This window comes from Stenotrophomonas sp. MYb57 (assembly GCF_002966815.1).
Lineage (GTDB): Bacteria > Pseudomonadota > Gammaproteobacteria > Xanthomonadales > Xanthomonadaceae > Stenotrophomonas > Stenotrophomonas indicatrix.
The window spans coordinates 2,316,562-2,330,883 of sequence record NZ_CP023271.1 but is presented as its reverse complement, the minus strand read 5'-3'; the positions used below and the strand labels follow the sequence as shown (position 1 = coordinate 2,330,883).

Annotated in this window: 12 protein-coding genes; 7 read left to right on the top strand and 5 right to left on the bottom strand. The window is 67.0% G+C overall.

What is annotated here, in order from left to right; all coding sequences use genetic code 11:
* Window positions 1–155: 155 nt before the first annotated feature.
* The 4 genes from CLM74_RS10720 (at window position 156) to CLM74_RS10705 (ending at window position 3,493) form a co-directional block, all read left to right on the top strand.
* Window positions 156–1,346: a methyl-accepting chemotaxis protein gene (locus tag CLM74_RS10720; protein ID WP_025879122.1), complete on the top strand. Its 1,191-nt coding sequence runs from the start codon at window positions 156–158 to the stop codon at window positions 1,344–1,346.
* 98 nt (window positions 1,347–1,444) lie between these two features.
* Window positions 1,445–1,660, top strand: a complete 216-nt coding sequence (locus CLM74_RS10715) for a hypothetical protein (RefSeq protein ID WP_105164013.1) — start codon at window positions 1,445–1,447, stop codon at window positions 1,658–1,660.
* A gap of 67 nt (window positions 1,661–1,727) precedes the next feature.
* Complete coding sequence (locus CLM74_RS10710) at window positions 1,728–2,255, top strand: hypothetical protein (RefSeq protein ID WP_105164012.1); 528 nt, start codon at window positions 1,728–1,730, stop codon at window positions 2,253–2,255.
* Between the two features lie 188 nt (window positions 2,256–2,443).
* Complete coding sequence (locus tag CLM74_RS10705; RefSeq protein WP_158684132.1) at window positions 2,444–3,493, top strand: GAD-like domain-containing protein; 1,050 nt, start codon at window positions 2,444–2,446, stop codon at window positions 3,491–3,493.
* A gap of 112 nt (window positions 3,494–3,605) precedes the next feature.
* On the opposite strand, the gene CLM74_RS10700 is transcribed toward CLM74_RS10705, so the two are convergent.
* Window positions 3,606–6,365 carry an EAL domain-containing protein gene (locus CLM74_RS10700; protein ID WP_025879118.1) on the bottom strand — a complete coding sequence of 920 codons (2,760 nt, stop codon included), beginning with the start codon at window positions 6,363–6,365 and terminating at the stop codon, window positions 3,606–3,608.
* A gap of 143 nt (window positions 6,366–6,508) precedes the next feature.
* Between CLM74_RS10700 and CLM74_RS10695 the strand changes: the two genes are divergently transcribed.
* Window positions 6,509–8,611, top strand: a complete 2,103-nt coding sequence (locus tag CLM74_RS10695; RefSeq protein ID WP_105164010.1) for a PAS domain-containing sensor histidine kinase — start codon at window positions 6,509–6,511, stop codon at window positions 8,609–8,611.
* A 4-nt stretch (window positions 8,612–8,615) separates the two neighbouring features.
* Complete coding sequence (locus CLM74_RS10690) at window positions 8,616–10,391, top strand: EAL domain-containing protein (RefSeq protein WP_025879116.1); 1,776 nt, start codon at window positions 8,616–8,618, stop codon at window positions 10,389–10,391.
* A gap of 95 nt (window positions 10,392–10,486) precedes the next feature.
* Here the strand turns inward: CLM74_RS10690 and CLM74_RS10685 are convergent, their stop codons facing one another.
* The 4 genes from CLM74_RS10685 to flgA all read right to left on the bottom strand — a co-directional run bounded on the left by CLM74_RS10685 (window position 10,487) and on the right by flgA (window position 13,169).
* Window positions 10,487–11,704 (bottom strand): ATP-binding protein, encoded by a 1,218-nt coding sequence (locus tag CLM74_RS10685; protein ID WP_025879115.1) that lies wholly within the window; start codon window positions 11,702–11,704, stop codon window positions 10,487–10,489.
* Between the two features lie 92 nt (window positions 11,705–11,796).
* A complete protein-coding gene (locus tag CLM74_RS10680) occupies window positions 11,797–12,135 on the bottom strand; it encodes a flagella protein (RefSeq protein WP_025879114.1) in 339 nt (112 codons plus the stop codon).
* The gene (gene flgM, locus CLM74_RS10675) at window positions 12,132–12,437 is read right to left on the bottom strand and encodes a flagellar biosynthesis anti-sigma factor FlgM (protein ID WP_025879113.1); all 306 of its coding nucleotides are present in this window, start codon (window positions 12,435–12,437) and stop codon (window positions 12,132–12,134) included. The genes CLM74_RS10680 and flgM overlap by 4 nt, the downstream gene beginning before the upstream one ends.
* Before the next feature lie 75 nt (window positions 12,438–12,512).
* Window positions 12,513–13,169 (bottom strand): flagellar basal body P-ring formation chaperone FlgA, encoded by a 657-nt coding sequence (gene flgA, locus CLM74_RS10670; protein WP_025879112.1) that lies wholly within the window; start codon window positions 13,167–13,169, stop codon window positions 12,513–12,515.
* A gap of 132 nt (window positions 13,170–13,301) precedes the next feature.
* On the opposite strand from flgA, the gene CLM74_RS10665 reads away from it, so the two are divergent.
* The gene (locus CLM74_RS10665) at window positions 13,302–14,246 is read left to right on the top strand and encodes a chemotaxis protein (RefSeq protein WP_025879111.1); all 945 of its coding nucleotides are present in this window, start codon (window positions 13,302–13,304) and stop codon (window positions 14,244–14,246) included.
* Window positions 14,247–14,322 lie beyond the last annotated feature (76 nt).

Sequence of the window (14,322 nt, the reverse complement as noted above, 5' to 3'; positions counted from 1 at the left end):
CATGGCCCGGCGCTGGCGTCCGAGCGCCACGAGGGTAGCGCCGGGCCATGCCCGGCGGACGGCGCCGGAAATCCGGCGCATTCAGTGAGCACATCGACGTTAAAGAGAAAGGGGGTACGGCCGATACATCCTCCGTGCACCTCCCGAGAACGTCCATGTACTCACGCATTTTCATCCGTCTGGCCGCCCCCCTGGCTCTGACCCTGCTGCTCCCCTTCGCCATCGGTTTCGAATGGCCGGTCGCCCTGCGTTGGGCGATCCTGACCACGATGACGCTGAGCTGGCTCGGCTTTGCGTGGTGGACCGCCCGCGCCCAGGCGCACCGTTCCCCGGAACATGCCCGTGTCCTGCGTGAGCAGGACCAGCTGCTGACCGAACTGCGCAACTTCGTCGGCAACGAGATCGACGGTTCGCGTGGTGAAGTGGAACGCGCCCGCGACCTGATCCGCCAGGCCGTCTCCAGCCTCGGCGGCAGCTTCGATGCCATGAACCGCAAGTCGCGCCAGCAGAGCCAGGCCCTGTCACGCATCGTCGACCGCGCCGGTGACGAAGGCGGCGCCGGCCTCGACGTTGCCCGTTTCGCCCAGCACGCCAGCCACCGCATGGAACAGCTGGTGGAAGCGCTGGAGCAGGTCAGCGGTCAGAGCAGCACCACCGTGCAGCACATCGACCAGATGGCGCAGCACCTGGACGGCATCTTCGCGCTGCTGGAAGACGTCAAGTCGATTGCCGACCAGACCAACCTGCTGGCCCTGAACGCTGCCATCGAAGCTGCGCGTGCCGGTGAAGCCGGTCGCGGTTTCGCCGTGGTTGCCGACGAGGTCCGCAACCTGTCCGAGCGTTCGACCACCTTCAACGAGCAGATCCGCAAGCTGGCGCACAGCTCCAAGGATGCCATCGCCAAGGTCCGCGAGACGGTTTCGCACATGGCCTCGCGCGATATGGACCGCTCCCGTGAAGCGCGCCAGGAAGCGGCGGCGATGCTGGACAATGTGGCGCAGATCAACGCTTCGCTGGGTGACGGCATGCGCGAAGTGTCCGACTGCGCGCGCTCGATCGATGGCAGCGTGGCCGAAGCCGTGCGCGCCCTGCAGTTCGAGGACATCGCCACCCAGGCCCTGGGCGGCGTGCATACCCACCTGGACCGCCTGACCGCGATCAATCGCGAAGCGGTGGCCCTGCAGGAACTGCTGCATCGCAATGGCGGCGTGTTCGACGAAGAAATCGCCTCTGCCCTGCAGCGCACCGGCAACCGCCTGCGCGAACTGCGCAGCGAATGGGAGCGCCCGCCGCACAAGCCGGTTGCCCAGCAGAGCATGGGCGCCGGTACGGTCGAGCTGTTCTGATCCTGATGTCCGCTGCCCCGTCCGGCAGCGTGCGAGGCCCCGGTTCTGCCGGGGCCTTTGCGTGTGACCCGCCTTTGGATGCATCCTGCAAGCGCACCATGACCCTGATCCGCGCCCTGCCCCCGATCAACGAGAACGAGCGCCCGCGCAATGCGGGTGTACGCGAGCAGCTGCGCCAGCTGGAAGAGGTGGCCCGCGAAGAAATCCAGGAGCTGCAGAAACTGGCCAACGCGCGCCCTGCCCCGCCGGCAGCCGGCGATGACGTGCTGGGCCTGGCGTGGGACCTGGGGTTGGATGGCAGTGCCTTGAAGTAGATCCACGCCATGCGTGGATGCAACTGCCCACGTGGCATGATGCCCCGGTCCCGTTCATGGAAGACCGATGGCCATCGCCCTGATCGCATTGCTGCTGATCGAACTCCTGCTGCTGGCCCTCTGGGCGCCGTTCTTCTTCCGCACCGGCATCGCGCTGTTCAACCAGCGCATCGCCGCTACGCCGGCAGAGCTGGCGCAGCTTTCACTGGCCGGCCTGGAGCATGACCTGCCGCCCGATACCTGGCTTTGCCTGGTGTTCCGCGCGCTGCCGGACGGCAGTATCGCCTTTCGCGAGAGCTTCGTGCCGAGCGTTGGCCGTCGCTACTTTCCGCTGATGCGCGGGCGGGTGATGATCGATGCACGGCGCAGGGAGGTGCGGGTGATCGGGCTGTGCAGCTGGTTCGCGCTGGGCCTGACACTGATGCTGATGCCGGTCATCCTCGTCCGACCCGCTGCGTGGCCGATGCTGGTGGCCCTGGTGCTGTTCTACATAGGCTATTTGATCCAGCGCCGACGCTATGTAGAGGTGGTCGAAGCGGTACGCGCACGACTTCGCTCCGAATTTCCGAAGCGCTTGGTTGCCGCGCCGCAGTAGATCCACGCCATGCGTGGATGGATCCACCAGAGCCATACAGTTTCGGATTGTTTGCATGGACCTCGGCCAATCCGCCGTTCATCGTGACAGGCCGATTCCGGCTCTGATCAGACTGCCGCCCGATGTCCAGCACAGCCCTCTGCCTTTCAGTTGCCTTGCAGCTTCCGGCACCCCCTCACCCATTGACCATGGATCCCGATTCACTCGAGGCGCTTCAGCAGGCCCTGCAGACATTTGGAGAGTTCCAACAGCCCTACTCCGCTCCGATCGATCCGTACGATCCTGACGCAGGCGTGATCGACGCAGCGGTCGAGGTGGCCGCGGGGTGCCTGCACGACGGTCCGCCAGTCATCATCCTTGACGATGATGCCGATGAGGCACTGCAGCGCCATCTGGTGCTGGAGGAGTCGTGGCACGGCCTTCCAGCGGGCGCCTTGTTGCTTGTCTCAGGAAGCAAAGCAACCGCCATTCCATCCCACGGATCGACCCCGCAGCTTGCACACGCCGAGGCGATGCTGACGTTCCTGGGCTATCTGTCAATCGGCTTCGACGGAAATGCGCTGGCCGCCCCAGGCATGGGAGCGCAACCAGCGGGCATTGAATCCGACGCGTTCATGCAGAGCTTCACTGTGAGCTCCAAAGGCGAGGAGGTTCCCGAGGCAACACTTGCGGCATGGGAAGGCGTCTTGCCTGACCTGCTGCTGGCGCTGTGGCGACGCGACGGGTTCGCACGCTATCGCGACGACAGGCTCGTCATGGTCGATCCCCACCTGTATGCGGGGGTTGTCGAAACTTACCTGCAGGGCAATCCGCTGCAGCACGCCGATACATTTCACGCCTACGCAGTGACTGCTTTCGGCCAGATTCTGTTGTGTGGGGAGAATACCGCCGTGCAGATCAGCATCGACCCGCACGGCGCACAGGTTTCGGCGGACTCGGATGTACCGGGCCCCGCCGATGCGGCGGAACGCTACTGGAAACTGGCGTTCCTGCTGGACGTCTTGGATGGGCCTTATCTTGACGTCACCGACGAAGAGGAGCGGCCCTTGCATGCACATGCACTCGATTCCCTGGGGCCTCTGGCTCCGAACGAGATTTACAGTTTCTCGCCCGCGGTTGTCGAAGGCGGCTGGGAGGCAGCGCACCTGGTCAAGCGGGATCGTCTTGCTGAACTGAAATCACTTGCCGAGCAGGCAGCAGCGAGGCGGTCCTTCCGGCCCGATGCTGAATACAGGTAAATCCGCGCTGTGCATAGCTGATCGCGATCTCAGGCATCCGTGCCGACCAACGGTCGGCACCCACCAAAGCTTGCCCAACGGTCGGCACCCACCAGAGCAGGGTCGCGGCGCCTCAGCGCGCCAGCATCACTTCGCTGGCGGCATCGGTGCGGCCTGGGGCGAGGTGCTGCTGGCGCAGCCACTGCGCCAGGTCGCGCGGTGTGAGCGGGCGCGAGTACAGGTAGCCCTGGATCTCGTCGCAGCCCTGGCGGCGCAGCATGTCCTCTTCCTGGTGCGTTTCCACGCCCTCGGCCACCACCTTCATGCCCAGTGCGTGGCCAAGATGGACGATGGCCTGGGTCACCTCGGCGGTGCCCGAGTCGTGCAGCATGCCCTGCACGAAGCTGCGGTCGATCTTCAGGCGGCCGACCGGGAAACGGTTGAGGTAGTTGAGGTTGGAGAAGCCGGTACCGAAGTCGTCCACTGCCAGCGGCACGCCGTGCCGTTCCAGCACATCGAAGCAGTGGCGCAGGATGTCGGTGTCACGGATCAACGCCGATTCGGTCAGCTCCAGCTCCAGCCGCTGCGGCGGCCAGCCGTGCGCGTGGCAGATCTCGATCACGCGCTCGGCAAAGCCACGATCACGCAGCTGCACTGCCGACACGTTTACGGCGATGCGCTCGAAATGCAGGCCGGCACGATCCCACGCGGCTGCCTGGCGACAGGCTTCGGACAATACCCAGTCGCCGATGCGGACGATTTCGCCGCACTTTTCGGCGATCGGAATGAATTCTGCCGGGCTGCAGTAACCAATGCCCGGACGATGCCAGCGCAGCAACGCCTCGATTGCCGGGGGCTCGCCGTGATGGGCGTGCAGCAGTGGCTGGTAGGCCAGGCTGAACTCGTCGCGCTCGATGGCGCCGTGCAGGCCGTGCTCGATCTCCAGCCGGCGCTGGATCCGCGCCAGCGCGTCCTGACTGTAATACTGATAGGTATTGCGACCAGCTTCCTTGGCCGCGTACATCGCCGCGTCGGCAGCGCGCAGCAGCGAATCGAAGTCGGTCTGGCTCTCGCCGAGCATGGCGATGCCCACGCTGGCGCCCACTTTCAAGGTGGTGTCGCCACGGCGCAGCGGCTCGGCCAGCGAATTGATCAGCTTGCGCGCCACGTGTCCGGCATCCTCCGGTTCGGCCAGGTCGCGCAGCACCACGATGAACTCGTCGCCGCTGAAGCGGCCGAACAGGTCGTTGTTGCGCAGGTTCTGGTGCAGCCGGGTCGCGGCGGCCTTCAGCAGCGCATCGCCAGTGGCGTGGCCGAAGCTGTCATTGATGTTCTTGAAGCCGTCCAGGTCGATGAACAGCATCGCCAGCGAGGTGCCGCGATCGCGCGCTTCCTCGATGGCTTCGGAGGTCTGCTCGCCCAGCAGCACCCGGTTGGGCAGTCCGGTCAGCAGATCGTAATGGGCAAGCAGTTCAATCCGCTCGTTTGCTTCGCGCTCGCGGGTGATGTCACGGAACAGGACCACAAAGCGCGGCGGCAGGCCATCACGACGGTCCAGTTCGATCAGCACCTGCACCCATACGCGCAACCCGGACTGGCGGTAGAAGCACAGATCCAGCTGCTCCGGCAGGCCGCCACCGGCAATGCGCCCCAGCGCGGCTTCAAACGCCGCACGCGAATCCTCGGCATACAACGCGAGCGCCTGGTCGAGGGTGATCGGTTCCTTGCGCAGGCCGTGGATGCGATAGCACTCCTCGGTCCATTGCATGTTGCGCGTCGCCACTTCGATCTCGCAACCACCGATGCGACCCAGCGCGGACACGCGGTTGAGCAGCTCGGTACGCCAGCGGATGAGGGCATCGGTCTGATGCTGTTCGGTGATGTTCTGCACCTGCCCCAGCAGGCGCTTGGGCTGCCCGTCCATGTCCAGCAACGGTTGCATCCACAACCGCAGATGCTGCGAGGGTTCGTTGCCGCGGGTCAGTTCCAGTTCGAGGTTGGCGGCCCGGCCATCGCGCCACAGGCGGCGCCAGGCCGCACGCAGTGCACCACGTGAGCGCGGGTGCAGCTGCTTGAGCCAGCGTCGCTGCCCCGGGATGCTGTCCTGCCGCAGCGCCAGCAGCGAGCGCAGTTCCGGCGACCACCAGAATTGCCGGCTGTGCGGATCGAACGACCAGCTGCCCATGCTGGCGATGCGCTGGGCTTCGCGCAGATGCAGCTGTTGCTCCTGCAGCAGGGCTTCCAGCTGCTTCTGCTGCTCGATGTCGGTATGGGTGCCGACCATGCGCAGCGGCTGGCCGTCGGCGGTACGGGCCACCACCCGGCCGCGGTCCAGCACCCATCGCCACTGGCCATCGGCCTGGCGGAAGCGGAACTGGGCGCTGTACTGCTCACTGTCACCGTGCAGGTGTTCATCCAGCGCGGCGCGCACCTGGGTGATGTCGTCGGCGTGCACGCGCGCCAGTATCTGCGTGGCCGTTTCCTCACCCAGTGCGGGCGTGCGCGCCACGCGGTCGCTGGGGATGTCCCAGTCCCACAGGCTGTGGCCGGCGCTGTCCAGTGCAAGTTCCCAGCGACCACCACCATCAACCGGCACCGGCTCGGGCACGCTGAGGGTGAAGGCGAGCAGGTTGCCGCTGCCGTCATGCACGGCGCGCAGGTGGCCATCGTAGTGGCCGCGCGGGCCGCCCGGCAGCGTGCAGGCGACGATGCCACCGTCGGCGGCCAGCAGGCGCAGGTCTTCCAGCATCGGCGCGTAGGCGGCCACCGTGGCCGGCAGGCCATGCTCGCGCGCAGCCGGATTGGCCGCGAGCGGGCGCCCGCTGCGGTCGACGATGACCAGCGCCGAGGCGAGCGGATGCTGCAGCAGGCTGGCGATGATCCCTTGGTCCACGCGATCTTGCTCCGGATGAAACGCCCGACAGCGGGGCACGCAGTGGTTAACGGCGCCTGCGGCGGATAATTGAGTGGCCAGGGCACAGCTGCGCGGTAAGATGGCCCGCACCCCTTCTCCCTGCCCGCCTCCCTGCCCTGTCCATGCCCGTAGAACCGACCGGCACCGCCCCTGTTCCCGACCCGCGGATGGCGCAGGCGCTGGGGCGCGACCGTCGGCGCATCGTGCTGAGCTACCTGGCGATGGCGCTGGCCTGGATGATCGCCACCGACGGCGCGGTGACCGCGCTGGTGCCCGACCCGCAGCAGGCGGCGCTCTGGCAGAGCATGAAGGGCGCGTTCTTTGCTTTGGCCAGCGCCGGCCTGCTGTACCTGCTGCTGCGGCCGCTGGCCGAGCACGTGCTGCACACCCATGCCCGCCTGCAGGCCTCCGAACTCCGCCTGCGGCAGATGTTCGAGGGCAACCCGGGCCCGATCCTGGTGTATGACCTGGACAGCCTGGCCATCCTCGATGCCAATCCGGCGGCCTGCACCACCTTCGGCTGGGACCGCGACGCGCTTCTGGCGCAGACCATCGACGTGCTCTGGCCACCCGGCCAGGACCAGGCGTTGCAGACCAAGCTGGAGGAGATCCGCGGCGCGCCCGACCAGCTGTGCATCCTGCGCGCGCAGTTGCAGCTGCGTGATGGCAGCCTGCGGCAGATGGAACTGCGTTCGAACGCGATCGACTACGACGGCCACACTGCGCGCCTGCTGATCGCCATCGACCGCACGGCCGAAGACCTGGCCCAACTGCGGCGCGACCAGGCATTGGCCCGCGTGGAAGAAGCCCACGAGCTGGCCCGGATCGGCGCGTGGGAGCTGGACCCGTCCACCGGCCAGGGCCGTTACTCCAACCAGGTCTATCGCCTGCTGGGCCGTCGCCCGCCCGAGGCGCGACGCTGGCACCGTTTCGACGAGCTGCTGGTGGCAGCCGACCCGGCCACGGCCGCACAGACCGACCAGGTGCTGGCCGAGCTGTGCTCGGGTGAGCAGGTGCAGGTGGACGTGCTGCTGCCGGTACTGGCAATGGATGGCCGTGCGCTGATGGTACACCTGCGTGCCGCCAGCGGCGTGGATGAAGCCGGACGTGACCGGATACTGGGCACGTTGCAGGACGTGACCGAGCGTGAGCAGTCGCGGCGCCTGTTGCGCGAACGCGAAGAGCAGTTCCGCGAGCTGGTGCGGGTGCTGCCCGATGGCGTGGTGATCCTGTCCGACGAACATGTGCTGTATGCCAATGCGTGGGCGGCCGGCCTGTTCGGCTACGGCAGCCACACGCTGCTGGGCGAGCCGCTGTCGGCCCTGGTGGCAGGCGGCGACCTGGCCCGGATGCGCGCGCAGATGCGCGCTGGGCAGCCGCAGCACAGCCCGGGCCACAGCAGCGTGGTGGCCATGCAGCGCGCCGATGGCCGCAGCTTCCAGGCTGGCATTGCGGTGGGCGACGTGCGCTACGGCGGCCGCGACTGCAAGCTGCTGATCGTGCGCGACCTGAGTGAATCCGAACAGACCCGAAGCGCGCTGGAGACCAGCAACCGCGAGCTGCAGGCGATGGCCGGCCGCCTGTTCTCGCTGCAGGAGGACGAGCGCCGGGCAATCTCGCGCGACCTGCACGATGACATCGGCCAGGCGATCACCGCGATCAAGCTGTCGGCCTATGCGGCGCAGGACGAGGACGATGCGCAGCGGCGCGGCGAGGACCTGGCGCAGATCGTCAGCCTGGCTGATACCACCGTTGCCAAGCTGCGCGACATCTCCACCCTGCTGCGGCCGCCGCAGCTGGATGCGCTGGGCCTGGAGGCGGCATTGAGCTGGCAGGCACGCGTGCTGTTCCGCTCGTCCACCGTCGAGCTGCAGGCCGAGATCGAATCGCTGCCCACGCGCCCGGACAACAGCATCGAGCAGGCCTGCTTCCGCATCGCCCAGGAAAGCCTGACCAATGCACTGCGCCACGCGCGCGCCAGCCAGGTGGTGCTGCAGCTGCGCGACGTCGACCAGCGCGGGCTGCACCTGATGATCCGTGACGATGGCGAAGGGTTCGACCCCGATGGCCCGCGCGGCCTGGGCCTGATCGTGATGCGCGAGCGCGCGCAGAGCGTGGGCGGCCACGTGCGGATCGAGTCGGCGCATGGCGCCGGTACCCTCGTCGATGTCCACCTTCCTTACCAGGCCGCTGTTACGGCGGCCGTCGAGTCAGCGGAATACTGAGCCCATGTGGAACCCCAACCTGCCCCCGGTCAGCATCGATGATGCACCTGATCGCCTCGGCGCCGGCAACCCCGAGCTGCAGGCGATGGTCGCCGAAGCCGCCTCCGGTGGTACCCCGCTGATGCTGATGCATGTGGACATCGACCACTTCGCCTCGGTCAACGAGAACATGAGCGCGGAGGTTGGTGACCAGGCCCTGGTGCTGGTGGCCCAGCGCCTGCAGTCCTACCTGCGCGGACGCGGCATGCTGTGGCGGCATGGCAGCGATGAGTTCCTGATTGCCGTGCCGCGCACCGCCGATCTGCCCCTGGCCGAGGATTTCGCCGAAGAGATCCGCCAGCAGATGGAACTGCCGCTGTCGGTACTGCCCTATACGCTGTTCATGACCGGCAAGCTGGGGGTGAGCCTGTGCCCGGAGCACGCCAGCAATGCCTCGCGCCTGCTCGACCATGCCGAGGATGCGCTGTACCAGGCCGCCCGCGAAGGCGGCAATGCGGTGCGCATCCATGCGGTGGACACGCCGCCGAGCGCGCACAGCGAGAGCATCATCGCGCGGCAGATCGTCGATGCCATTCCCAACGGCGAACTGAAGCTGCGTTACCAGCCGCTGGTCAGTGCCCGCGATGGCCATGTGGTGGGCATGGAGGCGCTGCTGCGCTGGCAGTCGCCGACCCTGGGCATGCTGGTGCCGGAGCGTTTCATGCGCACCGCCGAGCGCCTGGGCATCATCGTGCAGATTGGCACGTGGGTGCTGGAGGGTGCATTGAAGCAGGCCCGGCTGTGGCGCGACCAGGGCTTTGATGACTTCACCATCGCGGTGAATGTGTCCACCCTGCAGCTGCTGCGCCCGAATTTCTTTGCCGAAGTGATGGGCGTGATCCAGGCGTCCGGCGTGCCGGCGCAGATGCTGACGCTGGAAATCAACGAAAGCGCGCTGACCAACAACGTCAACTTCGTGCACGAAACCCTGGCCAACCTGCGCAACGAAGGCATCAGCCTGAGCCTGGACAATTTCGGCACCGGCGATTCAAGCCTGAGCGCGCTGGTGCGCTACCCGGTGGACAAGCTGAAGATCGACCGCAGCTTCATCAAGAGCGCCCCGGCCGGCAACCGTGAAGCGGCGATCGCTCGCGCGATCATTGCGATGGGCCACCAGCTGGGCATGACGGTGATCGCCAACGGCGTGGAATCGCAGGCACAGCTGGGCTTCCTGCGCCGCAACGACTGCGACGTGTTCCAGGGCTACCTGTTCGGCGAACCGATGTCCGCCGATGCCGCCGGCATGACCCTGCGCCGCCGCTACCTGCGCCCCGAAGCGTTCGCCGAAACCCGGCCGGACCGCACCCTGCTGCTGCTGGATGACGAGGAGAACGTGCTGCGCTCGCTGGTGCGCCTCTTCCGCCGCGACGGGTACCGCATCCTGGCGGCAGGCAACGTGCGCGATGCGTTCGATCTGCTGGCCATCAACGATGTGCAGGTGATCCTGTCCGACCAGCGCATGAGCGACATGAGCGGCACCGAGTTCCTGGGCCGGGTGAAGATGCTGTACCCGGACACGATCCGGCTGGTGCTGTCCGGCTACACCGACCTCAACACGGTGACCGATGCGATCAACCGCGGTGCGATCTACCGGTTCCTGACCAAGCCGTGGAACGACGACGAGCTGCGCAAGCACATCCACCAGGCCTTCCGCACCTACGAGGAACAGCGGCGCAGCAACGGTGGCCTGGCGGCTGTCGAGCCGGCCGACGGCGGTGAGGATCGTTCGCCGCTGCGCTGAACCCCGCACACGGGTAGTGCCGGCCGCTGGCCGGCAGATGCGGGGTTTCCAGGTTCATCGGGTTGCCGGCCAGCGGCCGGCACTACCGTGCTGCTTCAGCGCGGCTGCTTGATCGGCAGCACCAGGCGGAAGCGCGAGCCGACGCCTGGGGTGCTGTCCAGATCGATGCGGCCGTGGTGCTTGTTGATGATGCTGTAGGAGATCGACAGGCCCAGGCCGGTACCGCTGCCCACCGGTTTGGTGGTGAAGAACGGATCGAAGATGCGCTGGCGCAGTTCCGGCGAAATACCACCGCCGGTGTCTTCGAACTCGACCCACACCGTGTCGCCGTCCACGCCGGTACGCACGGTGATCGTGCCGCGCTCGGCGATGGCGTGGCCGGCGTTGAGCAGCAGGTTCATGTAGACCTGGTTCAACTCCGAGGGCAGGCATTCCACCAGCGGCAGCTGGCCGAACTCGCGCACCAGGTGCACCTTGTACTTGAGCTCGTTCCAGATGATGTTGATGGTCGATTCAAGGCCGGAATGCAGGTCGACCAGCTTCCACGATTCGTCGCGGCCGGAATAGGAGAAGTCCTTCAGGTCGCGCACGATGCGGGTGACACGCTCGATGCCTTCGCGTGACTCGGCCATCAGCTGCGGCAGGTCGCGGCTGATGAAATCGATGTCCAGGCGGTCACGGATATCGTCGATTTCCGGAATCAGCGCCTTCGGGTCGGGCGCACGCAGGGCGCGTTCGTAGGCTTCGATCACCGTGAACAGGCTGCGCAGGTATTCCTGCAGGCTGCCCAGGTTGGAATGCACGTAGCCGATCGGGTTGTTGATCTCGTGCGCCACGCCGGCGGCAAGCTGGCCGATGGACGCCATCTTCTCCGACTGCAGCAGCTTTTCCTGGGTGCCGTTCAAGCGCAGGTAGGCCTGGCGCAGTTCGGCATGGCGCTGCTGCAGTTCGCGTTCGTAGTCTTCCTGGCCTTCGATATGGCGGAACAAGGCCAGGTAGTGCCCCGAACCGGGTTCGCCATGGAAGTACAGATGGGCGATGACCACGCCCTCGCCCAGCGGCAGGCTGCCGTTCCAGTGACCGTGCTGGCGCGCATGTTCCAGCGCATCCGGCGGCAGCAGCTGGCGCAGGCGCTGTGGCGGCGGCAAGGTGCCTTCATCGCTGCCCAGCAGGCTCTGCGCGGCCGGGTTGGCCAGGGCGACCTGCCCATCTTCGGTGAACAGCAGCAGGCCTTCGCGCAGGCGCTCAAGCAGGGCCTGCAGCACCGGTTGCGGCGGAAGGGGGGCGGTAACCAGAACGTTGGCGGCAGACACGGCGGCTCGGGGCGATCAAACAGGCGCCCAATATACGCGTTCACGCGGCGGCCTACAGCCGCCATCGGGCGGTCAGCCGACCGCCGGTCCTGTCAGGCGACGGCGAGTGGCCGCCGCGCGGTGACGGTATGCGACTGGCCCTTGGCATCGTATGCCGAGGACTCTTCGGTGCGGCCCATCTGGCGCAGTGCCCAGTTGACCTCGCGCCGGCGCCGCGACAGCAGCACCCCGTTGGCGCGGTTGCGCTCGGCCAGTTCCTGCAGCTGCTCGCCCTCGCCCACCGGTGGCGCGCCTTCCAGCGCACGCAGCGCTTCCAGCTTCGCGCCGGTGGCACGGATCAGGGCGTGCACGTCGTGCTCGACCAGGGCCTGGCGTTCAACGTCCAGGGCCTGGGCAAGGCGCTGCAGCGGCTCGCTCATCGCCGCGGTCATCCTTGCAGCTGCTGGTCCAGTTCAAGCATGCGCGAAGCGATCGCGTCCGGATTGATCTTGTAGGTGCCGTTCTGCAGCGATTCGCGCACCGCTGCAACACGCTGGGCGTCGATCGCCGGGGCGGTGCTCAGCTCACGCTCGATGGCCTGCAGGTTGGTGGCTTCGCCGGTCAGGCGCAGGCTGTCGGCCGCCTCGACTGGACGTGCCGCCGAATCGGTGCTGACGCCGGGCTTGGCGGCCGGGGTGGTCACGCTGCGCAGTGCCTGGGGGACCTGCAGGTTGCCGTCGATTTTCTGGCTCATGGGGTGTCCTGGAGTTGCCGTACACAAGGGATAACGGCCGCAGGGCCGTGATCTTTAGGGGAATTCTGCATTATTTCAACGCGCCACGATTACGTCACCGGTCGCGTCCACCGTGCCCTGCACGATACGGCGCGAGGACAGGTTTTCCACCGAGACGCGCTCGTTCTGCCCGGCATCGCCCAGTGCGCGGCCGGCGATGCGGACCTCGACCGAACCACGCCGCGATACCAGTGCCACACTGTCTCCTCGCTTGATGAGACGCTGTGCAACCAGATCGTTGCTCGACAACAGTGTTCCTGCCGGCAACGGCCGACGGGCGATGCGGCCGATCGCTGCGGCAGGATCGGCCAGCACTGCGCCGGCAATCCGTGCCGCGTCACGCTGGGCAGTACTGATATCGGCAGCGGCGATGGATTCTCCAGTGCCGATGCCTCGGGTCAGCACCAGCACGGTCTGGTTGCGGCGCACCTTCACCGGCACGAACAGGCGCCAGCCACCGGCGTCGGGGCAACTCACTTCCACGGTGGTGTTTGCCGTGGGCTGCACCTGCAACGCGCCGCCGCATTTTGGAAGACGCAGCGCATCGGCAACCACGGCCTCACCTTCAGTGCCGGCGGCCAGGGTCGACAACGCGGCAGCACGGATGCTGGCCACCGGCTGCCAGTCGGCTGCGGTTGCCCACGGCGCGGCCACGGCCATTGCAATGGCAAGGAAAGAAGCAATGCGGCGCATGGCGCCTCCTGTCGGTAAGACCTGGCCCAGACGCGTGCAAGCTGCGTGCCACAGGCACAGGGCGGACAGCTTCCCGGCCGCGGCGCTGCACTCGCCCTCAAGTTCCCCCCTGCCCGCGCCGATACAGCAGCCATGTCCCATGACCTGCTCAACCGGATCGACCAGCGAACCCGACTGGCCGGCCACAATCGCCTGGCGCTGCTGCTGTTCCGCCTCGGCGGACGTCAGCTTTTTGGCGTCAATGTCTTCAAGGTGCAGGAAGTGCTGCGCCGCCCGGAACTGTTCCAGGTGCCCGGCCTGCCCGGCCAGTTCGCCGGCGTGGCCGACGTGCGCGGCCGTTCGGTGCCGGTGCTGGACCTGGGCCTGGCCATCGGCCACCCCGAACGCGAGCCCGATGCGGACACCGCACCCGGTTACCTGGTGGTGACCGAGTTCAACCGCTCGATCCAGGGCTTCCTGGTCAGCGGCGTGGAGCGCATCGTCAACATCGCGGTGGAAGACATCCACCCGCCGCCGGAACTGGGCGCTGAATCGAGCTACCTGACCGCGGTGACCCGCTTCCAGGGCGAGCTGATCCAGGTGATCGACGTGGAAAGCGTGCTGGCCGACATCGCCCAGGTGCGCGGTGAGGCCGTGCTCGACCCGGCCATGGCGATGCCCGCCGACGCCCCGCAGCTGCAGGTGCTGGTGGTGGATGATTCGCGGGTGGCGCGCCAGCAGATCCGCAGCGTGCTGGACCAGCTGGGGGTGGGCGCGACCCTGCTCTCGGACGGCAAACAGGCGCTGGACCACCTGCTGCAGATCCATGCCTCGGGTGAAAACCCGGCCGAACGCTACGCCATGGTGATCTCGGACATCGAGATGCCGGCCATGGACGGCTACACGCTGACGACGGAAATCCGGCGCCATGCCGGCCTGTCCGGGCTGTACGTGCTGCTGCATACCTCGCTGTCGGGCGTATTCAACAATGCGATGGTCGAGCGCGTGGGTGCCAACGCCTTCGTCGCCAAGTATTCGCCGCACGAGCTGGCCGACTTCGTGCTGGACCGCCTGCGCAAGGTGGCGATGGCGGCGTAAGGCCGCCGCACGCGTCTGCGCCGGGCATGGCCCGGCGCCACCAGACACCTGCTCCGACCCACGGTAGCGCCGGGCC